This window comes from Bacteroides sp. UBA939, assembly GCF_002293435.1.
Taxonomy (GTDB): Bacteria; Bacteroidota; Bacteroidia; order Bacteroidales; family Bacteroidaceae; genus Bacteroides.
The window spans coordinates 6,282-26,698 of the sequence record NZ_DBDF01000094.1 but is presented as its reverse complement, the minus strand read 5'-3'; the positions used below and the strand labels follow the sequence as shown (position 1 = coordinate 26,698).

Sequence of the window (20,417 nt, the reverse complement as noted above, 5' to 3'; positions counted from 1 at the left end):
TAAACTACTTCAGAAACTTGAGTAATTAGTATATGTCGCCGGGTTAATATAATCCATCCCGACACTTTTCACTACTTTATTCAATTTGTTCTTTACCGTAAATCCGGTTATATAAGGTCTTTCTCCATAAGCAACATACGTAAAATCCATCGTTTGACTGGGCATGGCGATTTGTTTGGGTATAAAAACAGTCTGATGGTTATAGTCCGGATAAGGCAGGCTATGGCCTGCCATAAATATGGGTCCATCTACTCTCGGAAGTTGTATTAATTCATAATAGTACTCATAAAGCACGTGAGCCTCTCTGTCCATATTTTCGGCATTACAAGTAGCTATATATTTGTCCCAAGTAATACTTATCTGATTCGGAGTGCCACCCGGCAATATAATTTGATAAAGCATCCAAGCTGTAGAATAACCAACTATGGGATGTTTTTCCATATATTGACCGCCAAATAGATAAGTAATTCCTTTTTCGTCCACTACAGAGAATCCGGTCAATTCATTATAAACAGAGAACAGAGGGGTAATCTTTAAAGGAGAATCAGGAATTGCCGCTTGCCATACTTCATTTGTCTTTTTCAACAGAAATGGAGAGTTATAGCCGGGAATGTCTATTGTGAAGATATCGTAAGAGGCATCTATACCCTCAGTTGGGGAATAAACATTCCACCAATATTCATAATCATAGTGATCACCATAACTCTCGTTACAAACTCTCGCATCAAAGATCTTGGATTCATCCGCCTTCCCCATAATAGTACGCGTAATTCGCAATCCGGGAGTCATCACCCACGTATATCCAAAAGGGAAATGATTATCCATCACCCTCACTCCGTTGCTGTAGTAGTTCAGAGCAAAGGGAATACTTAACTCTCCCTCGGTTGCCGTGTACAGCGGGATGTTTACATTGATGGCTCCCGTCGCCATGTCGGGTTTGTATCCCGGATACCGGGTGTACACTCTGGATGTGGGACTTGGCAAAATCGGGTCTGTGAGTTTGGGCAAGTATTCTTCGCCCACCTGTGCATGGGTGGTGGTTGCAGTGAACAATGAGAAAAATAGCATAGTCACATAAAGCAACGAATGGGAAAGTACGCGTCTCATTTTTTCATAAAGTACTTGTGCACCTGAACCCTACGGTGCGGTTTTGTATTAGATATTAAAGACATATTGAAAGAAAAAGACGGGTCAGTGAACTCTTCCTGATAATATGCCTGATGCCGAAAGGCTACATCGCAAATGTAGAAATAAATTCTGAATAATTGTAATAGTTGGTCGTGTTTTTTTGAAAAAAAGATAGAACTTTTCTTACTAATGATTGTGTCTCAGTCACTTACGCGCATTGTCTTCGCCGTACCAAAACCGGGTCAAAGCCGCGTCTGCTCCCTACCAGCTCCGCATAAAGGTACCCTTATACGGAGCAGGTAAGGCTTTGATACGGACAAGATACGGAGCGGACCTCTCCGTGAATCATCTGTTTGCTACCACTTGGTGAGTGTAAATCCGTCCCGTGAGACAAATTTTACCGTCCCATGAGACGGATTTCACAGTCTCACGAGACGGATTTTTTCATCCCATGGGATGGATTTTTTCATCTCACGAGACGAATAAATTCGTCTCGTGAGATGAATTTCTTCGTCCCGTGAGATGAATTCTGAGGCATTAGCTTGCAATATGAACAATGCAACCCAGGTATTATCCCTTTGCAAATCCGTGTTTTCACCACATATAGATGGTACTTACACCGCCTATATGCGGTTCGCGAACGGGATATAGATGGTGAAAACACGGGATATAGATGGTTCGCGCACNNCCAAGAACCATATATATCCCGTTCGTGCACTGTATATCAGCGTATTACAACCAAATCGCAGACAGTAAACAAAGTGAGAGTAACTCTACTCTCACCCCTACCCTCACACTTACCCTCACCTGTTCAAACGCCGATGAACAAAGAGATACAAGAGAAAGAGTGAGAGCGTGAGAGTAGAGTATAAAAACTCTGGGTATGCGTGCACGCGCGCGTACGCGCGCGCGAGAGAGTGAGTTCAAATTATGAATGCCACATTTCTCCGGTGAAAAGTTCCCATCTTCCTTCTCTCCCTAACATTTCTGCTTCCATCCTTATTTTAATTACCGTTGTTTTTATATATTTGCCCGTTCACACTTAATAGAGTAAAATCCGGATGATTCGGTTGAAAGGTTCTGCTTTGCCTACGGTGTTGGTAGTTTGCATTCTGATATGCCTGCTGGTGCTTTTTGCGTTCATGCTGTTCGACATGAACAGTTTGCTGTATTCCGTTTACCGCTCAGACAGGCAACGGAAGGAATTTCTGAATTCCGCATTTCTCCTTTATTGCCGTGATAGTACCCTGCTCGCTTCTCTGTCTGAAAGCGTTGATTATCGGTTGTATGCAGACAAAGAGGCTTCTGCTGTCCGTATCCGTACGGCACTTTGGGGATTGTATGAAACGGTTTGCATAAGTTCTGCTGATGACAAGTATCAATCCGTTCGCCTGTTGGGAAAGCAACAAGACTGTGTGCAGCAGGCGGCATTGTGGATGTGCAACCTCGACGGTTCATTGTCGCTGGCGGGAAATACCCGGATAACCGGCCCGGTGTTTGCACCAAACGGTGAAGTGAGCTACACTCAGCCGGATGATGAACCGTTCACGGGGAACACGGTGTCCGAATATGACATGTATCCCTCCGAACGCGAACTTCCGCCGGTAGATTCTGTTTATCTGGAACGGATAAATGCCTTTTATGAAAAGATGAAGTTGGCCGCTCAGGTGTTTCCTGCCGACCAGGAGTCTGTTTATAATAGCTTTACCGGAGAAACTGTTTGTTTTCATTGCCCTCCGCAAACGGGCAGTGTGTTTTTACGTGGTAATGTAATCCTTTATGGTGACGAAGTGACGGTTTCAAAGGAAACCGCTATGGCTGATGTTATACTTGTGGCAAGGAAAGTGCATGTGGAAGACGGCTTTTCCGGTTCCATGCAGATAATGGCAAGTGATACCGTGATATTGGGGCAAGGAGTACGTTTGCATTACCCTTCAGGTGTTTGTGTGAATGGTAATCAGGGTAAAACGTATCTGGAAATAGGAACCGGTAGCGTTTTGGATGGGTATGCCGTTGTTGAAGGAAATACCGAAAAGGAAGATATACTTCGTATTTTCCCGAGTTATTGCCAAAAAGAAAACGCTTCATTAGGCGGGTTGCTTTATGTAGATGGTATAGCAAGCATCAGCGGTACGGTGTTTGGCGCTGCTTATATCAAGGAGTGTTATTATCTTCCGCCAAATGGCAGTTATGCGGGAACTTTATATGATGTGGAAATAGTCAGGAACGAACAAGCTGCCTATCCCTTTTTCTTTGAATCGAGCGCTTTTCAGCGAAGAGAGATGAAATCGGTTGACTGATAACTCGTTTATCTACAGTATGAATAATGCAGGTAGCATTATTTATCCGTGTTTTTCGGTTATTACGGAGACTTTCACTATCTTTGCGCCACGAATCGTTAGCTCAGTCGGTTTAGAGCGCTGCCTTGACAGGGCAGAGGTCGCCAGTTCGAGCCTGGCACGGTTCACTGATTTGTTTCACTCCTTCCTCCTACATAAAAAGCAGTATCAAAATCTGTAATTAACCGGCATAATATATCATCCATAAAAAAAGCCATACTCTGTTAAAAGTATGGCTTTAAGTACACCCGGGGGGAATCGAACCCTCATCTCAAGAACCGGAATCTTGTATTCTATCCATTGAACTACAGGTGCATATATTTACATTCTAAGCTGTGATGCCTCAAATGCGGAGCAAAAGTATAAAAAATCCATTCATATTCCTAATGATTCATCTTTTTTTGTACCGGATGCTGCTCAAAAGAAATGTTATTTTGAAACGATATATAGGTTAATAATAAGCAATATGACAACAATTTAAGCAAATGTCAATGCAATCATAAATATTATATCTATATTTGCCAGACAAAACACAGTATATATTTATGGGTTATTTAATAAAACCGGAAGGTTATAAACCTTTATTGGACTTAAAGCAAACAGAGTTAGGAATTAAGCAGATTAAAGAATTCTTTCAAATGAATTTGTCGTCTGAATTGCGCCTGCGTCGTGTCACAGCCCCGCTTTTTGTATTGAAAGGCATGGGTATCAACGATGACCTCAACGGCGTGGAGCGTGCCGTATCATTCCCCATCAAGGATTTGGGAGATGCGCAGGCGGAAGTAGTACACTCTCTTGCTAAATGGAAACGGCTTACATTGGCAGATTATAGCATTGAACAAGGTTACGGTATTTATACGGATATGAACGCTATCCGTTCGGACGAAGAACTGGGTAATCTCCATTCCTTATATGTAGACCAGTGGGATTGGGAGCGCGTTATTACGGAAGAAGACCGTAATGTTGAATTCCTCAAGGAAATCGTAAACCGCATTTATGCCGCTATGATACGTACGGAATACATGGTTTATGAAATGTATCCTCAAATCAAGCCTTGCTTACCTCAAAAACTGCATTTTATCCATGCGGAAGAGTTGCGCCAACTTTATCCGGAGATGGAGCCTAAATGTAGGGAACATGCTATAACCAAGAAACACGGCGCTGTATTTATCATTGGTATCGGTTGCAAATTGGCAGACGGTAAAAGGCATGACGGGCGCGCTCCGGACTACGATGACTATACCTCGCAGGGGCTGAACAACCTTCCCGGACTAAATGGCGACCTCTTGCTGTGGGATAACATTCTGCAACGTAGCATCGAACTTTCATCCATGGGTATCCGTGTGAATAAAGAAGCCTTGCAACGGCAATTACGGCAGGAAGGAGAAGAAAGGCGCTTGGAACTCTATTTCCATAAACGTTTGATGAGTGACACACTGCCCTTGTCCATCGGAGGAGGTATCGGACAGTCGCGGCTTTGTATGTTCTATCTTCGTAAAGCCCATATTGGTGAAATTCAAGCCAGTATCTGGTCGGAGGAGATGCGCCAGGAGTGTAAAGAGCATAATATCTACTTGATATAAAGGAAATTTCTAATAACGCTTTCATTACAAAACCGGATAAAAGCAGTATCTTAGCGCCCGAAACATCTAACGCATAACATTATGAATGTTCAAATAGAGGAGAGTTGGAAATCGCGCTTGCAACCGGAATTTGAGAAAGATTATTTCCACACTTTAACTGATTTTGTACGTGAAGAATATGGGCATCATCCGGTATATCCTTCGGGGAAGTTCATATTCAACGCTTTCAATCTCTGTTCATTCGACAGGGTGAAGGTGGTGATTATCGGTCAGGATCCCTATCACGGTCCCGGTCAGGCACACGGTTTGTGTTTCTCGGTGAATGATGGTGTTCCTTTTCCTCCTTCATTGGTTAATATCTTCAAAGAGATTAAGAACGATATCGGTATTGATGTTCCTGCTACCGGCAATCTGACCCGTTGGGCGGAACAGGGCGTTCTGCTGCTCAACGCTACCCTGACAGTCCGTGCCCATCAAGCCGGTTCCCATCAAAATCGCGGTTGGGAAACATTTACTGATGCCGCTATCCGTACGCTTGCCGAACAACGCGAACATCTGGTTTTCATTCTTTGGGGAGCATACGCACAACGCAAAGGGGCTTTTATAGACCGCAATAAGCACCTGGTTTTAGCTTCCGCACACCCTTCTCCTCTTTCTGCTTACAATGGTTTCTTTGGAAATAAGCATTTTAGCAAAGCCAATGCTTATCTGAAGGAGCATGGGGAGCAGGAGATTGTATGGTAGATGTGGGGTATGGAATATATATTATGTATCCCATCTGGGTTCCGAAGCGCATATATCACCGATGAAGCTGCATTGGTGTTATACGTGCAACTCCAACACAAAGCGGCATCCCTTGGAATAAGTACTGTCTAATGTCAGTGTACCGTTCATTTTGGTGGCAATCAAGGAGCAGATAGGCAATCCCAATCCGTCGCCTTGCGTAAGGTCTTTTACCTTGGCGAAAGGCTTAAACAGGTTTTCCTGCTCTTCCGGCGCAATGCCGCTGCCGGTGTCGCTGACGATAAACTGCTGAGTATGTGCGCCGCGCTTCTTGAAATCGAGCCAGATTTTACCACCTTCCGGAGTGAACTCTGCCGCGTTGTTCAACAAATGAAGCAGGATATGTTCAAGTTGCTCCGGACTGGTTTTGACTTTAAGTTTCGGAGCATTGACTGTTACGCTTACCTCCGGCCGGAGATTCCTCCTTATTTTATCCATCACACTTTCGCAGAAGGTATTGACGTTTACTTCGCACATCTCGTAAGTTTCCGAAAGCGTACTTTCCAACTCGGAGAACTCCTGAATATGTTCGGCAAACCCTTTCAGAGCACGTACACCGGGTTCTGCGGCATCCAGTGTATCCAGTGTAGGTTCCATTTGGGCGGAGATATTCCGGATAAACTTGGTTTTGAGTTCGTTGTGCTCATTCACGATGCCGATAGTCTTTTTCTGTTTCCGGGTGAGGAGGACAAAGCGCAGGAATACGATGCTTCCCAGTATCAATGCGCCGGCAAGAAGCGCGGCAAGAACACAAAGGCCGATGATGATGTATTGTTTTGCACTCAGCGAATCGTCCTTATCCCGGATGGTTACCAGGCTATCGTCGTATTTCTGTTTCAGCACATTGAGTTCATCCCGGGCGGTCAGCGCTTTAACCGAGTCTGTCCAAAGCATGTATTGGTCGTAGGTACGCGCCACCAGTCCGGCATTGTTCCCTTTGCGTGCGATGTCGATAAGGCTTTCGTAACATTCGTCCACTTTGGCGTAGTTCTTCTGCTCCTTGTACTGGCTTATCAGACGATTGATGTAAGTATCGCCCTGAGAGTTCATGCCGAAAGTATAATAATAGGTAGCTTGGGTATAGAGCAGAACATTGTTGAGCGAGTCATTGCGGACAGCTCCGGCGGTTTCTTCCAGTTTGGCCAGTTGCTCCTGGGCGCGAGCCTGGTTTTTGAGATTGATATACATTTGCAGGCGTTCCCTATTGATACGGAAACGCAGGTCGGGCATAGGCTTGCCGTTCTTCTGTTCGCCGGCGGTTATCAGCAGTTCGGCGCCGCGCAATACTTCAAGAGCCTCCTTGTAATAACTCTCCCGGTGATAGAGGGCAGCGGCTTGCAAGCCACACTCTACAGCCTGGCTGTACTCATTGCGTGAATAGAAAGCATAATATGCTTGCAAGAAGTAATAACGAGCTTTGATATATTCTTTTTGCTTCAGGTTCGTTTGTGCTTGTTGCATTAACTCTTCTGCCCGTTCGGCAGAGTTTTGCGCAAGAGATATTGTGCTGAAGCACAACACGAAAGACAGGATGGAAACAAGTTGTTTCATGAGCATAACTGTTTTTATATTGAATTTGAAAGCAAAAGTAAAGCATTTCTTTAGTATTTGAAACTACTTCCGCCTAAAAATTCCCGCAATAAGGATGTAAACGGTATTTCTTTGTCTTGTATCGGTGTAAAGTATTTGATGAACTTCAGTAAACGGTGCGCCTCGGCATACTCCGGACAGTTGCGCGGTACGCTACCCAGAACAGGCTCCGCGTGACTGCGCAGTGCCGCCAGCTCGAATATAAGTGCCGAGTTGAACATAACGTCGGCGTTCTCCTGATAGGGGAAAATCCATTTGTCTTCTCCGGCGCGTACGCTGGACCAGCGCGAAATGGTTTCCTGCGCCGAATAGCCACGGTAGTTGTGGTCACGGATGATGCGACGCAGCAAACGGTTGTCCGTAGTGGGAATCCAGTTATGGTCGTCCAAAGAGATGGTTGTCAGTGCGGACACATAAATTTTATACTTACTTCCTGCCGGTATTTGCGGGGTTAGTTCGGGGTTCAGTGCATGGATGCCTTCCAAGATAAGGATAGTATGCTCGTCTATTTTCAGTTTGTCCCCTTTGTATTGACGCTGTCCGGTAGCGAAGTTGAAGCTTGGCAAGTCTATTTCTTCTCCTTTGAGCAGGGCTTGCAGGTCTTCCTCAAATTTCTTAAGGTCAAGTGCGTACAGCGACTCGTAGTCATAGTCTCCATTGGCATCGCGCGGCGTGTTCTCCCGGTTTACGAAATAATTGTCCAGTGCAATGGGGTAGGGTCGTAGTCCGTTTGTCATGAGCTGGACGGAGAGGCGTTTGCTGAACGTTGTCTTACCCGAAGAAGAAGGACCCGAAATAAGAACCAGCTTCACCCGGTTGCCGTTTTCGCCGCGGTTGTATATTTCGTCGGCTATCTGGGCTATCTTCTTTTCCTGAAGCGCTTCCGCTACGTTAATGAGGTCGGTTACGTTTCCGGCTTCGCATGACAGGTTCAAATCGCCCACGTTGCTTAGTCCCATGATATAGTTCCAGCGCAGGTGCTCCTTGAAGACATCGAACATTTTCTCCTGTTTCACAACGTCTTCCAACACATTGGGATTTTGCTTGCTGGGAATGCGCAGCAACAGTCCGTCGTAGTACTTCACGATGTCGAACAGCCAGATAAAGCCAGTGCTGGGTAACAGGTTGCCATAATAATAATCTACCGTATCGCCCAACGTATAATAATAGGTGTAAAGAGAACCCGAAGTTTCCAACAGCTTCACTTTGTCGTTCATGCCGCGTTCGCTAAAGATGCGTACCGCCTCCGTGGTATGGCATTCGGTACGGAGGTATGGAATGTCTTCGCTGATGATTTCCCGCATACGTTTCTTTATGGCGGATACATCTTCCAGCGTAATGGGGCGTCCGATATGCAAATCGCAGAAATAGCCTTTGGATACGGGATGCTCAACAAATAACTTGCCATCGGGGAATAATTCGTTCACAGCTTTGTACAGGATGAAACAAAGACTGCGTACATAAGTGCGCATACCCGAAGAGTCCCGTATATCGAGAAATTCCACATCTTTATTATTATATACCCGGAAACTCAATCCTTCGGAGCGGTTATTGACCTTTGCACTGACTACCGGATAAGGGAAATTCAAATTAAAACCATAATAAATATCCAAAAGTGAACATCCGATAGGGAATTCTTTATAAATATTATTATTTTTGCAGCAAATTTGTAACATGTGTTTCATAACTTCTTGTTTTAAGTAATAAGCACGTTAAATATAGGTAAAATAACAAAGTGTGGCATAAAACCTTCTAATTAATTAAAGATGGAGTATTCTTTTTATGATTTTTTAAAGCTGCTTGGCTCGCTGGCGCTGTTCCTGTACGGGATGAAGATAATGAGTGAAGGGCTTCAAAAGTTTGCCGGCGACAGGCTACGGAAGATATTAACGGCGATGACTACAAACCGGGTAACCGGAGTTCTTACAGGTATGTTGATTACGGCATTGGTGCAATCCTCATCTGCAACTACCGTCATGGTAGTGAGCTTTGTGAACGCCGGTCTGCTGACTTTATCCCAATCCATTGGAGTCATTATGGGCGCCAATATCGGTACTACCGTTACGGCATGGATTATTTCGGCGTTAGGTTTTAAAGTAGATATCGCTGCATTCGCGCTTCCCCTGTTAGCTATTGGAATTCCTCTTATCTTTTCCCAAAAAAGTAATCGCAAGTCTGTCGGTGAATTCATATTTGGTTTCTCTTTCCTTTTTATGGGCTTGCAGATGCTGAAAGCGAATGCGCCGAATCTGGCGGAAAATCCCGAAATGCTGTCCTTTGTGCAGAGTTATACGGATATGGGATACTTTTCCATCCTCCTGTTTGTAGTTATCGGCACTGTTCTGACCATGATTGTGCAGGCATCCGCCGCTACTATGGCAATTACGCTTATCATGTGTGCCAACGGGTGGATTAGTTTTGAACTGGGGGCAGCTTTGGTATTGGGCGAAAACATAGGTACTACCATTACCGCCAACCTTGCCGCACTTACCGGTAACACGCAGGCGAGGAGGGCTGCTTTGGCCCACTTGGCGTTTAATGTATTTGGCGTAATCTGGGTGCTTTTCCTTTTCACTCCGTTCACACAAGCCATATCCTGGTTTGTAGAGAATGTAATGGGCACACAAGACCCTGCCGTAGCTGTTTCATTCAAGTTATCGGCATTCCATACCTGCTTCAATATCTGTAACGTCTTGATATTGATTTGGTTTGTTAAACTGATAGAGCGTACAGTCTGCGCCATTATTCCACAGAAGGAGGTGGACGAAGAATATCGCCTGCGTTTCATTGCCGGAGGCATGCTCTCCACAGCGGAACTTTCTATTTTGCAGGCGCATAAGGAAATCCATTTGTTTTCCGAGCGTACCCGTCGCATGTTCAACATGGTGCAGGACTTGCTGCATACGGACAAGGATGATGATTTCAACAAATTGTTCAGCCGGATTGAGAAGTACGAGAATATCAGCGACAATATGGAATTGGAGATAGCCAATTACCTGAACCAGGTATCGGAAGGGCATCTAAGTTCGGAAAGTAAGTTGCAGATACGCGCCATGCTTCGCGAAGTGACCGAGATTGAGAGTATCGGCGACAGTTGTTATAACTTGGCGCGCACCATTAACCGTAAACGTCAGATCAATCAGGATTTTACCACCAAACAATATGATCGCATTCACTTGATGATGAAGTTGGTAGATGATGCTTTGTCGCAGATGATAGTTGTGGTAGAGCGTTCGGAATACCAAAGCATTGATGTGAATAAGTCGTTCAATATAGAGAATGAAATTAATAACTACCGCAACCAACTGAAGAATCAGAACATCCTAGATGTCAATAACAAGGAGTACGACTACCAGATGGGGGTTTATTATATGGATATCATCGCCGAGTGTGAGAAATTAGGCGACTATGTAGTAAATGTGGTAGAAGCAAGTAGCGATGTAAAAGAGAAAAAGGCATCGTAAAGCGGGCTGATTAAAGTCGTAAAACAGGCTGACTAAAAAGGAAAACCTTTTTAGTCAGCCCCAGCTGAGAAACTTCATTGACATACAGTCAACTTACGAAACATTAGATTCCCACTCTCAAGCCTTTTCAAATTCTTCTTTGCCTACCCCACATAACGGACAAATCCAATCATCCGGAATATCTTCAAAAGCTGTACCTGGTTCTATACCATTCTCAGGCTCACCTTGTTTCGGGTCGTAAACATATCCACAAACAGAGCAAATGTACTTATCCATAAGAATATTTTTTAAGTTTCTTTTTTAATAACAATAAATCTCCCTTTTTTGTTTCCTGTTTCGATTTGAAAAAGATATATTTGCTGCATCTTTACTGTAAATGAACTCTTTATGATCATACTAACTTTTATCAGCATGCTTGTATCGGTAGGACTGCTGCTACTGTACGTGCTTGAACTGGGCAGAAGCAGGCGACTTTTGCTCAAAGTTGAAAACGCCGGAAAAGCATTGCGTAACTCGGAAGAGTTGTTCCGTTCCATTATGCAAAATGTCCATGCATTTATTCTTTTGATTGATACTGATTTTGTTGTTCTCCGAACGAACTATTACGATATCACCAAATCTTATAAACCCGAAGGCCGGTTGGTGCGTGTGGGAGACTTGCTTCGTTGCAACAAAGCAGTATCCGTGCCGGGTGGATGTGGTACGCACGCACTTTGCGCATTGTGTCCGATTCGGAAGAAAATAGGAGAAACATTTCTGAAAAAAAGTAGTTTCTCTGATATGGAAGCAATGCTCAGTGTACGCGACAAGCGGGGGAAAGTAGTAGAGTGTAATGCATATATCTCGGGCGAATACATTCTGTTGAATGATAAAGAGGGTATGGTAATCACTGTACACGACATTACTTTGCTGAAACAAATTGAATTAGAACTGGAGAAAGCTCGCGAGAAAGCAGAAAATGCCGATCGTTCCAAGTCAGCTTTCCTGGCAAATATGAGCCATGAAATACGTACGCCTTTGAGTGCCATCGTAGGCTTTTCCGAATTGCTGGCTTCAGCCGGTTCGGAGGAAGAGAGAACGCAATACCTGGAAATTGTCCATTCTAATAACGAGTTGTTGCAACAGTTAATAGCCGATATCCTTGATCTTTCCAAAATAGAGGCGGGTACGCTTGAGTTTATATTCGCCCAGGTCGATATAAACCAACTCATGTTCGATTTGGAACAACTGTTTCTTATGCGATTGAAAGAAAAGTCTTCTGTTATCCGGATTATTAAAGAAACACCTCCGGAGAATTATGTGATAAGAACAGACCGGAACCGCTTGATGCAGGTGCTTTCCAACTTTATGACGAATGCCGTGAAGTTTACGGATGAAGGCAGTATTACTTTGGGTTACAAACCTTGTCCGGAAGGGCTTTATTTCTATGTTAAAGATACAGGAAGCGGTATTCCGGAGGATAAGGTCGGTCGTATTTTTGAGCGTTTTGTAAGAGTGGAACATGATAAGAAGGGCACTGGGCTGGGGCTTGCCATTTGCGAAATGATTGTTCGCAAGCTGGGCGGTCAAATTGGCGTTGAATCTGAGTATGGCAAGGGAACGGTTTTTTGGTTTATTCTTCCGCTTTAGCGATCTGCCTGATAAGCCATATTAAGCGCCTAAGTAAGTGTCTCGTTATAATTAGTTTGTATTATAAACGCTAATTTAACGGAGAATTGATACGCGGACGACACGGATTAAGCGGATGAACGCGGATTATCTCTATTAAGCATTCACACCACTTAAATTTGCATTTAAGAAAAAGAATCCGCGTTCATCCGCTTAATCCGTGTCGTCCGCGTATCAATTCTCATCGCTAAATTCTCATTTTTCTGATGCCTAACGTTGGAGTACTTCACAATATACTTAACTTCCGGGATTTCAGTGATGATAAACTACTGCGTATGATTAACATCTGATTAATAAGCGTAACAGGTGAAAAAACATTAATAACTTCGGTATCCCCAATTTAATATTGTACTTTTGCACTCCCTAATCCAAATCTATTATTTGCATGGCTGCAACAAAGAATGATTTTTATCATGGCGGGCTTAGTGACGAAGAAGTCAAACAAAGCCGTGAGAAGTATGGAATTAATCTGTTAACACCTCCCAAGCGTCCCTCCCTGTGGAAACTGTATCTGGAAAAGTTTGAAGACCCTGTCATCAGAATATTATTAGTCGCTGCGTTTTTCTCTTTAGTCATCTCCATCATCGAAAATGAGTATGCCGAAACCATCGGTATCATTGCTGCGATACTGTTGGCTACGGGAATCGGCTTTTTCTTCGAGTATGATGCAAATAAGAAATTCGACTTGCTCAATGCTGTCAACGAAGAAACCCTGGTGAAAGTTGTCCGTAACGGGCGTGTACAGGAAATACCCCGCAAAGATGTAGTGGTAGGTGACATCATTGTTTTGGAAACAGGAGAAGAAATCCCCGCCGACGGCGAACTGCTGGAAGCCATATCTCTGCAAATCAATGAATCGAACCTGACCGGCGAGCCTGTTGTGAACAAAACTACGGTAGAAGCCGACTTTGACGAAGAATCCACTTACGCCTCCAACAAAGTGATGCGCGGTACTACTGTGGTGGACGGTCACGGAACCATGCGCGTGGCTTGTGTGGGTGATGAAACGGAAATCGGAAAGGTAGCCCGCCAAAGTACCGAACAGACTACCGAGCCTACCCCCTTGAATATACAGCTTACCAAACTCGCCAACCTTATCGGTAAAATCGGCTTTTCGGTGGCCGGACTGGCTTTCGCCATCTTCCTTATTAAAGATGTAGTACTGGTCTATCCTTTTTCATCCTTCCATACCTTTAGCGACTGGCTTCCCGCCCTGAAAACCACTTTGCAATATTTCATGATGGCAGTAACCCTGATTGTGGTTGCCGTTCCCGAAGGATTGCCGATGAGTGTCACGTTGAGCCTCGCCCTGAATATGCGCCGTATGCTTTCTACCAACAATCTGGTGCGCAAAATGCATGCCTGCGAAACAATGGGCGCCATCACTGTGATTTGTACGGATAAGACCGGAACATTGACCCAGAACCAGATGCAGGTATATGCTCCCAACTTCTATAGTCTGAAAGACGGGGGAGAGATTGGCGAGGATGATACCAGTAAACTGATTGTAGAAGGCATCAGCGCCAATTCCACCGCTTTTCTGGAAGAACAGGTGGAAGGCGGAAAAGTGAAAGGGGTAGGAAACCCGACGGAAGTAGCTCTTCTGCTGTGGTTGAACAGCCGGAAGCAGGACTATCTGGAACTGCGGGAAAATGCGCCGGTTGTAGACCAGTTGACTTTCTCTACCGAGCGTAAATTTATGGCTACGTTAGTGAAATCTCCTTTGATTGCCAGAAAAGTATTGTACGTGAAAGGCGCTCCCGAAATCGTTTTGAGCCGGTGTAAGGAAGTCATTCTGAATGGCAAACGCGTAGATGCTGTGGAATATCGCTCTACGGTGGAGAAGCAATTGCTGGAATATCAGAATATGGCGATGCGCACCCTCGGCTTTGCATTCAAAATAGTGGACGATGCGGATAACAGGGATTGTGTGGATTTGGTTGCCGGCAATGACCTGTCTTTCCTGGGCATAGTTGCCATCAGTGACCCGATTCGTGCGGATGTGCCTGCAGCGGTTGCTAAATGCCAGTCTGCCGGTATTGACATCAAGATAGTGACAGGTGATACTCCTGGAACAGCCACGGAAATAGCCCGCCAAATAGGTCTTTGGAAACCGGAGGATACGGAACGCAACCGTATAACGGGTGTTGCCTTTGCCGAACTGACGGACGAAGAAGCGCTTGACCGGGTGATGGATCTGAAAATCATGTCCCGTGCACGTCCTACCGATAAACAACGCCTGGTGCAACTGTTGCAACAGAAGCATGCCGTAGTAGCGGTTACCGGCGATGGAACCAACGATGCACCCGCGCTGAACCATGCGCAAGTGGGGCTTTCAATGGGTACGGGAACTTCGGTGGCGAAAGAAGCCAGCGATATAACCCTGCTGGACGACTCTTTCAACAGTATCGGTACTGCTGTGATGTGGGGGCGCTCGTTGTATAAAAATATCCAACGTTTTATTGTCTTCCAGCTAACAATCAACCTGGTGGCGCTACTCATCGTCCTGCTCGGTTCGTTGGTAGGAACCGAATTACCGCTCACGGTCACTCAAATGCTGTGGGTAAATCTTATTATGGATACTTTTGCCGCTCTGGCGTTAGCCTCAATCCCTCCCAGTGAGAGCGTGATGAAAGAGAAGCCACGTAGCAGCAACGACTTTATTATTTCCAAGGCGATGCGTTCGTCCATTTTCAGTGTAGGCATCATCTTCCTGGTTGTACTGATGGGGATGTTGTATTGGTTCAACCGCGTAGACGGTGTGTCTGCCGATACCGGTGGCGGCATGACTGTGCGACATCTGACTATATTCTTCACGTTCTTCGTGATGCTTCAGTTCTGGAATCTTTTCAATGCCCGCGTGTTTGGCACTACAGACTCCGCGTTCAAGGGACTATCCAAATCCTACGGTATGGCGCTGGTTCTATTTGCCATCCTTATCGGACAATTCCTTATTGTACAGTTCGGCGGTGCAGTATTCCGTACCGAACCGCTCGATTTGACTACATGGGTGATTCTCGTCGCCTCCTCTTCACTGGTGTTGTGGGTAGGTGAAGCGATGCGCCTCTTCCGGCGTTTGGCACAGAAACAAGGGTAGAAGTTAACGGGAACAAGAATCGAAGTTATGGGTATTTATCTCTCAGCGCGCAAGCATAAATGCGCATATACAAAAATAAATCTGTAAGCAGTTTAATGAAAAAAGAAGGAATCAAAAATCTTATAATTGATTTTGGCGGTGTGCTGATTGACCTGAACCGCCAGCGTTGCATTGAAAACTTCGCGAAATTGGGTATGCCGAATGTGGAGGAAATGCTTGATGTATGTCATCAGCAAGGCTTTTTCCTCCAACATGAGAAGGGGCTGATTACCGGTGGTGAGTTCAGGGATGCAATTCGCGAACGGATAGGTGAGGATGTGAGCGATGACCGCATTGACAGTGCCTGGAATAGTTTTCTGGTGAGCATACCGACTTATAAGTTGGACTTGTTGCTCAAGCTGCGCGAAAAATATGTGGTCTATCTGCTGAGTAACACTAATGACATCCATTGGGAGTGGTCATGTCAACATGCGTTCCGTTATAAGACCTTCCGGGTTGAGGATTATTTCGAGAAAATATTTCTTTCTTATGAAATGAAGATAGTTAAGCCGGATGTAGAAATATTCCGTAAGGTGCTGGAAGATACCGGTGTCGATCCCCGGGAAACGTTCTTCATTGATGATTCCGCGGAGAATTGCCGGGTTGCCGAGACATTAGGCATTTCTACTTATACGCCGAAAGCGGGCGAGGATTGGAGTCACCTTTTTGATTGAAGATTGTGAGTTGATAACCGAAGTTTCATAAGTTACTTGTATGTTAATGAATTATCTTTATTGATAATCAATAAAAATACTACTGATAACCAACAATATAAATAACTTGCGAAACTTAAATAAATAACCGAATCATGCAGTTGCTTCATAATATACCGGAGGTGTTTCCCCAACCTTCTGTTGTTGCCATAGGCTTTTTCGACGGAGTACACCGCGGACACCGCTACCTGATAGACCAGGTACGCGAGGTGGCTGCCGCACGTGGCTTTGCCTCAGGAGTAGTGACTTTTCCCATCCACCCGCGCAAAGTGGTGCAACAGGATTACCACCCTGAGTTGCTGACTGCATACAATGAAAAAGTCTCCCTACTTGCCCAAACAGGTTTGGACTACTGCATGATGCTTGATTTTACTCCCGGCATCGCCATGTTATCCGCCCGGGAATTTATGGTTTTCCTCCGCGATAATTATAATATCCGTGCGCTTGTTGTGGGCTACGACCATCGCTTCGGGCGTAATCGTAGCGAATGCTTCGAGCACTATGTGCGCTACGGGCAGGAGTTAGGGATAGAAGTCGTTCCGGCATGTGCATATATAAATAAGGATGCGGCGGTTAGCTCCTCTGTTATCCGCCACCTGCTGCTTGAAGGCAATGTGTCCGAAGCCGCCGAATGTCTTGGGTATGACTACTTCTTGAACGGTACAGTCGTGGACGGATATCGCATCGGCCGCAAAATAGGATTCCCTACCGCTAACCTCCGCGTTGACGAACCTGATAAACTGGTACCCGCCGATGGCGTATACGCAGTTCGTGTCACGATTGCGGGACAGGTTTATGGCGGCATGCTTGGCATCGGTTATCGCCCCACAATCGGCAATGGACCTGAACGTAGCATTGAAGTGAATATCTTTGATTTCCATTCCGACATCTATGAAGAGCACATCCGCCTTTCTTTTGTGAAATTCCTTCGCCCTGAATTGAAGTTTGAATCCATTGACCAACTGATAGCCCAACTCCATAAGGATGCTGAGGAAGCATCCCGCTGTCTTCGTTAACTCCGCACCTCACTTACACCCTATCTGCTCCTTATCTGCTCCTTACCTGCTCCTTTGCAAATTCGGTTCTATAGACAAGGAGAAGGTAAGGAGCAGGTAAGGAAAAGACAGGCTATAAATATGCCCCTGATACCGTTTTGCCCTCTGTTTCTTGCGTGATTATTGATAAACGTATCTTTTTTATTGTTTTTCGATAAATATTTTCTGTTTTTCTTGGTTATTCCAAAAAAAACTATTTAATTTGCATATCGAAAAACGATAATTTATTATTGAATAACAAAACATATAAAGAATAACGATTATGAAAAAGGCATTTATGAGTATCTCTTTGTTGGTGATTTCCCTCTCCATGTTGCTAACCATTCTTTGTGGTGCGGCAGTCGCCATTTGATGGTTTGATAGAGAATATATTATCTTTGCGAACATTTTAGAAAAAGAAGACGATGAAGACAACTGTAAAATTAATTTTGATTTATTTAGCAATGCAGTTTGTAGGGGCATTTGTAGTTACCCCGTTCACTTTGGCTTATTCTCATATAAAATATGGTGATTTGGAGAAAGCCACTGATATTTCTATGGTTCCGGCTTTTTTGATGGGACTTGTTTTTATGATGATTTACCTGTGGCGTGCCGGTTATCTCACCGGCGATAAGCGAATGTACAGCCCTGTATCCGAATCCTATTTACTGTGGAGTGCCGCAATGGGGATTTCTGTGATTTTCATAGTCGATTTTCTGATGTCCTATCTTACATTCCTTCCCGATTTTCTGGATGATGAATTCGAAGTTTTACAATCCACCTGGCTGGGCATCGCCTGTATAGGAGTGTTAGGGCCTATTCTGGAAGAATTCTTATTCCGCGGGGCAATCACTAAAGCCCTTTTGAAAAAATACAAGCCTGTTACGGCAATTCTGATATCCGGTTTGGTATTTGGTATTTTCCATCTGAATCCGGCTCAGATTGTAGGCGCTACATTGATTGGTTTTGTTCTTGGCTGGATATATTATAAAACCCGCAGCGTGATACCTTGTATCCTGATACATATCCTGAATAATAGCCTTTCTGTCTATCTTAGTATGAGATTCCCGGATGTGGAGTACACTTCCGATTTGATAGGCGCACGTGTGTATCCGGTTTGCGTGATACTCTCCGTTGGATTGTTCCTACTCTCCTGGAGAATGATGAATACCTATAAATTATCTGATACGACTGCTGAAGTATGAAAAAGAGATTGAATGTGTTTTGCGTGATTGTATTGCTTGTGCTGGGTTACTCGGTGATTGAGGCAACCTACTATGTTAGCATCGGAATGAAAGCCGGATTTGAGAAAGGCTTTGGTAACGAAACTTCTAAGGAAGAGAGGGAAAAGATGGCTAATCTGCATGTCGTACAGTTGCTGCCGGACAAGTTTGGCGAGGTTGTTTTCCTCGACTCTATCTATAACGAGAAGTCCGGTGAATATATTCCCGCTTCTTATTCGCAAATGTTCGTCAGTGTAGATGCGCAACCCGGTCTTTTATCAAGAGCCGTATCTGTTATCCTGGCTATGGCTGATTTCGTTGCGGTTATTTGGGCAATAGTATTGTTTATTCGCCTTATTGTGGCAATCAACCGGTCTGCCATATTCAACTGGAAGAATGTCCGTCGATTGCGTCGTTTAGGAATATTGCTTATCATCAGCTTCGCGTGTACCCTGTCTATGGCATTCCTGAGTACTTATCAGATAGAGAAAGTGTTTGCCGCTCCGGGATATTCGTTGATTATGGGTGATATGGTACAGATTACCTCGCTGGTACTGGGGCTTTCGGCATTGATTGTGGCGGAAGTTTTCGCTATCGGTTTGAAAATGAAAGAAGAACACGACTTGACGATTTGACGTTACTCTTATAAAATAGAGAATAATATGATTATAGTGAATCTTGACATAATGATGGCCCGGCGGAAGATATCTTTGGGTGAGTTGGCCGAAAAGATAGATATTACGCCTGCAAACCTTTCCATCCTGAAAACGGGAAAGGCGAAAGCAATCCGTTTCTCTACGCTGGAGGCCATTTGTAAGGTATTGGATTGCCAACCGGGAGATATTCTGGAATACGTAATCAGTGATTAACGGTTGGTGATTAGTGATTAGCGGTTGATGATTGGCGGTTAAGGGGTTAGTGACCACTAATCACTAATCGCCAACCGTTAATCACTGATTATCATTTTCTTGCTTTAAAGGCCAGTGCGTACATGCGCATTTGCTTCACCATAGATAGCAAGCCGTTGCTGCGGGTAGGGGAGAGGTGTTCTTTCAGTCCTATTTTGTCGATGAAATAGAGGTCGGCATTTAGAATCTCTTCCGGGCTGTGTCCTGACAGAATCCTTATCAATAGAGCGATAATTCCTTTGACAATCAAAGCGTCGCTTTCGGCTTTGAAGATTACTTTTCCATCCGTTTCATCAGCTTGTAGCCATACGCGGCTCTGGCAGCCTTCAATCAGGTTTTGTTCCGTTTTATATTTTTCGTCGAGCGGTTCCTGCTCGTTTCCTAAGTCTATAAGAAGCTGGTAGCGATCCATCCAGTCGTCGAAGTCACTGAATTCGGCGATTACTTCGTCTTGTTGTTCGTTGATACTCATTTGGTTATTGATTTATGAAAATTAGTTTATTGGGGTTTTGTAAGTTGCTTATATTGTTGATTCTCAAAGGTATCTCGTCTTTATTATATAAGGATTCTGTTTTGATTATTGAAATATCTTAGTTTGGTTATGGGGGTGCTTCTATTTGATTATGGGAGTAACTCTGTTTGATTATAGGAGTGCTTCTGTTTGGTTATAAGAGTAACTCTGTTTGGTTATAGGAGTGCTTCTATTTGATTATAAGAGTAACTCTGTTTGGTTATAGGAGTGCTTCTGTTTGGTTATAGGAGTGCTTCTATTTGATTATAAGAGTAACTCTGTTTGGTTATAGGAGTGCTTCTATTTGATTATAGGGCTATCTCTATTCTCCTCCTCC

16 protein-coding genes and 2 tRNA genes are annotated in these 20,417 nt (G+C 44.4%); 12 read left to right on the top strand and 6 right to left on the bottom strand.

Annotated elements, in window-relative coordinates; all coding sequences use genetic code 11:
* Positions 1-9: 9 nt before the first annotated feature.
* Positions 10-1,107 (bottom strand): hypothetical protein, encoded by a 1,098-nt coding sequence (locus tag B2Z67_RS06635; RefSeq protein WP_291529034.1) that lies wholly within the window; start codon positions 1,105-1,107, stop codon positions 10-12.
* A 1,082-nt stretch (positions 1,108-2,189) separates the two neighbouring features.
* Between B2Z67_RS06635 and B2Z67_RS06630 the strand changes: the two genes are divergently transcribed.
* Together B2Z67_RS06630 and B2Z67_RS06625 are read left to right on the top strand one after the other, a co-directional pair.
* A complete protein-coding gene (locus tag B2Z67_RS06630) occupies positions 2,190-3,428 on the top strand; it encodes a hypothetical protein (RefSeq protein ID WP_291529033.1) in 1,239 nt (412 codons plus the stop codon).
* A 92-nt stretch (positions 3,429-3,520) separates the two neighbouring features.
* Positions 3,521-3,595, top strand: a tRNA-Val gene (locus B2Z67_RS06625).
* A 115-nt stretch (positions 3,596-3,710) separates the two neighbouring features.
* Here the strand turns inward: B2Z67_RS06625 and B2Z67_RS06620 are convergent.
* Positions 3,711-3,782 (bottom strand) — tRNA-Arg (locus tag B2Z67_RS06620).
* 230 nt (positions 3,783-4,012) lie between these two features.
* Between B2Z67_RS06620 and asnA the strand changes: the two genes are divergently transcribed.
* Both asnA and B2Z67_RS06610 read left to right on the top strand, forming a co-directional pair.
* Complete coding sequence (gene asnA / locus B2Z67_RS06615) at positions 4,013-5,050, top strand: aspartate--ammonia ligase (RefSeq protein WP_291529032.1); 1,038 nt, start codon at positions 4,013-4,015, stop codon at positions 5,048-5,050.
* A gap of 81 nt (positions 5,051-5,131) precedes the next feature.
* Positions 5,132-5,794 (top strand): uracil-DNA glycosylase, encoded by a 663-nt coding sequence (locus B2Z67_RS06610; RefSeq protein ID WP_291529031.1) that lies wholly within the window; start codon positions 5,132-5,134, stop codon positions 5,792-5,794.
* A 78-nt stretch (positions 5,795-5,872) separates the two neighbouring features.
* Here the strand turns inward: B2Z67_RS06610 and B2Z67_RS06605 are convergent, their stop codons facing one another.
* Together B2Z67_RS06605 and B2Z67_RS06600 are read right to left on the bottom strand one after the other, a co-directional pair.
* On the bottom strand, positions 5,873-7,384 hold the full coding sequence (locus tag B2Z67_RS06605; protein ID WP_291529030.1) for a sensor histidine kinase: 1,512 nt from the start codon (positions 7,382-7,384) through the stop codon (positions 5,873-5,875).
* Between the two features lie 50 nt (positions 7,385-7,434).
* On the bottom strand, positions 7,435-9,108 hold the full coding sequence (locus B2Z67_RS06600) for a nucleoside kinase (protein ID WP_291529029.1): 1,674 nt from the start codon (positions 9,106-9,108) through the stop codon (positions 7,435-7,437).
* An 81-nt stretch (positions 9,109-9,189) separates the two neighbouring features.
* Here B2Z67_RS06600 and B2Z67_RS06595 point away from each other — a divergent pair, with 81 nt between their 5' ends.
* Complete coding sequence (locus tag B2Z67_RS06595) at positions 9,190-10,887, top strand: Na/Pi cotransporter family protein (protein ID WP_291529028.1); 1,698 nt, start codon at positions 9,190-9,192, stop codon at positions 10,885-10,887.
* A gap of 117 nt (positions 10,888-11,004) precedes the next feature.
* Here the strand turns inward: B2Z67_RS06595 and rd are convergent, their stop codons facing one another.
* Positions 11,005-11,163, bottom strand: coding sequence for a rubredoxin (gene rd, locus B2Z67_RS06590; protein WP_291529027.1), 159 nt, complete (start codon positions 11,161-11,163; stop codon positions 11,005-11,007).
* Positions 11,164-11,274: 111 nt separating this feature from the next.
* Here rd and B2Z67_RS06585 point away from each other — a divergent pair, with 111 nt between their 5' ends.
* From B2Z67_RS06585 to B2Z67_RS06555, 7 genes are all read left to right on the top strand, one after another.
* Positions 11,275-12,516, top strand: coding sequence for a PAS domain-containing sensor histidine kinase (locus B2Z67_RS06585; RefSeq protein ID WP_291529026.1), 1,242 nt, complete (start codon positions 11,275-11,277; stop codon positions 12,514-12,516).
* A 424-nt stretch (positions 12,517-12,940) separates the two neighbouring features.
* On the top strand, positions 12,941-15,652 hold the full coding sequence (locus B2Z67_RS06580; RefSeq protein ID WP_291529025.1) for a calcium-translocating P-type ATPase, PMCA-type: 2,712 nt from the start codon (positions 12,941-12,943) through the stop codon (positions 15,650-15,652).
* Between the two features lie 95 nt (positions 15,653-15,747).
* A complete protein-coding gene (locus tag B2Z67_RS06575) occupies positions 15,748-16,365 on the top strand; it encodes an HAD family hydrolase (protein ID WP_291529024.1) in 618 nt (205 codons plus the stop codon).
* 134 nt (positions 16,366-16,499) lie between these two features.
* Positions 16,500-17,420, top strand: coding sequence for a bifunctional riboflavin kinase/FAD synthetase (locus tag B2Z67_RS06570; RefSeq protein WP_291529023.1), 921 nt, complete (start codon positions 16,500-16,502; stop codon positions 17,418-17,420).
* A gap of 443 nt (positions 17,421-17,863) precedes the next feature.
* Entirely contained in the window at positions 17,864-18,643 is a 780-nt protein-coding gene (locus B2Z67_RS06565; RefSeq protein WP_291529022.1) for a CPBP family intramembrane glutamic endopeptidase, read from the top strand.
* On the top strand, positions 18,640-19,296 hold the full coding sequence (locus tag B2Z67_RS06560) for a DUF2975 domain-containing protein (protein ID WP_291529021.1): 657 nt from the start codon (positions 18,640-18,642) through the stop codon (positions 19,294-19,296). Before B2Z67_RS06565 ends, B2Z67_RS06560 begins: the two co-directional genes overlap by 4 nt.
* A 27-nt stretch (positions 19,297-19,323) precedes the next feature.
* Positions 19,324-19,530: a helix-turn-helix domain-containing protein gene (locus B2Z67_RS06555; RefSeq protein ID WP_291529020.1), complete on the top strand. Its 207-nt coding sequence runs from the start codon at positions 19,324-19,326 to the stop codon at positions 19,528-19,530.
* Positions 19,531-19,621: 91 nt separating this feature from the next.
* On the opposite strand, the gene B2Z67_RS06550 is transcribed toward B2Z67_RS06555, so the two are convergent.
* Positions 19,622-20,041 carry a SufE family protein gene (locus tag B2Z67_RS06550; protein ID WP_291529019.1) on the bottom strand — a complete coding sequence of 140 codons (420 nt, stop codon included), beginning with the start codon at positions 20,039-20,041 and terminating at the stop codon, positions 19,622-19,624.
* Positions 20,042-20,417: the final 376 nt, after the last annotated feature.

Bases quoted from the DNA above. Each gene is read 5' to 3' on its own strand.
- B2Z67_RS06595 (WP_291529028.1), top strand. From the start codon at position 9,190: ATGGAGTATTCTTTTTATGATTTTTTAAAGCTGCTTGGCTCGCTGGCG.
- asnA (WP_291529032.1), top strand. From the start codon at position 4,013: ATGGGTTATTTAATAAAACCGGAAGGTTATAAACCTTTATTGGACTTA.
- B2Z67_RS06635 (WP_291529034.1), bottom strand. From the start codon at position 1,107: ATGAGACGCGTACTTTCCCATTCGTTGCTTTATGTGACTATGCTATTT.
- B2Z67_RS06580 (WP_291529025.1), top strand. From the start codon at position 12,941: ATGGCTGCAACAAAGAATGATTTTTATCATGGCGGGCTTAGTGACGAA.
- B2Z67_RS06565 (WP_291529022.1), top strand. From the start codon at position 17,864: ATGAAGACAACTGTAAAATTAATTTTGATTTATTTAGCAATGCAGTTT.
- B2Z67_RS06600 (WP_291529029.1), bottom strand. From the start codon at position 9,108: ATGAAACACATGTTACAAATTTGCTGCAAAAATAATAATATTTATAAA.
- B2Z67_RS06555 (WP_291529020.1), top strand. From the start codon at position 19,324: ATGATTATAGTGAATCTTGACATAATGATGGCCCGGCGGAAGATATCT.
- B2Z67_RS06575 (WP_291529024.1), top strand. From the start codon at position 15,748: ATGAAAAAAGAAGGAATCAAAAATCTTATAATTGATTTTGGCGGTGTG.
- B2Z67_RS06560 (WP_291529021.1), top strand. From the start codon at position 18,640: ATGAAAAAGAGATTGAATGTGTTTTGCGTGATTGTATTGCTTGTGCTG.
- B2Z67_RS06550 (WP_291529019.1), bottom strand. From the start codon at position 20,041: ATGAGTATCAACGAACAACAAGACGAAGTAATCGCCGAATTCAGTGAC.
- rd (WP_291529027.1), bottom strand. From the start codon at position 11,163: ATGGATAAGTACATTTGCTCTGTTTGTGGATATGTTTACGACCCGAAA.
- B2Z67_RS06585 (WP_291529026.1), top strand. From the start codon at position 11,275: ATGATCATACTAACTTTTATCAGCATGCTTGTATCGGTAGGACTGCTG.
- B2Z67_RS06610 (WP_291529031.1), top strand. From the start codon at position 5,132: ATGAATGTTCAAATAGAGGAGAGTTGGAAATCGCGCTTGCAACCGGAA.
- B2Z67_RS06570 (WP_291529023.1), top strand. From the start codon at position 16,500: ATGCAGTTGCTTCATAATATACCGGAGGTGTTTCCCCAACCTTCTGTT.
- B2Z67_RS06605 (WP_291529030.1), bottom strand. From the start codon at position 7,384: ATGAAACAACTTGTTTCCATCCTGTCTTTCGTGTTGTGCTTCAGCACA.
- B2Z67_RS06630 (WP_291529033.1), top strand. From the start codon at position 2,190: ATGATTCGGTTGAAAGGTTCTGCTTTGCCTACGGTGTTGGTAGTTTGC.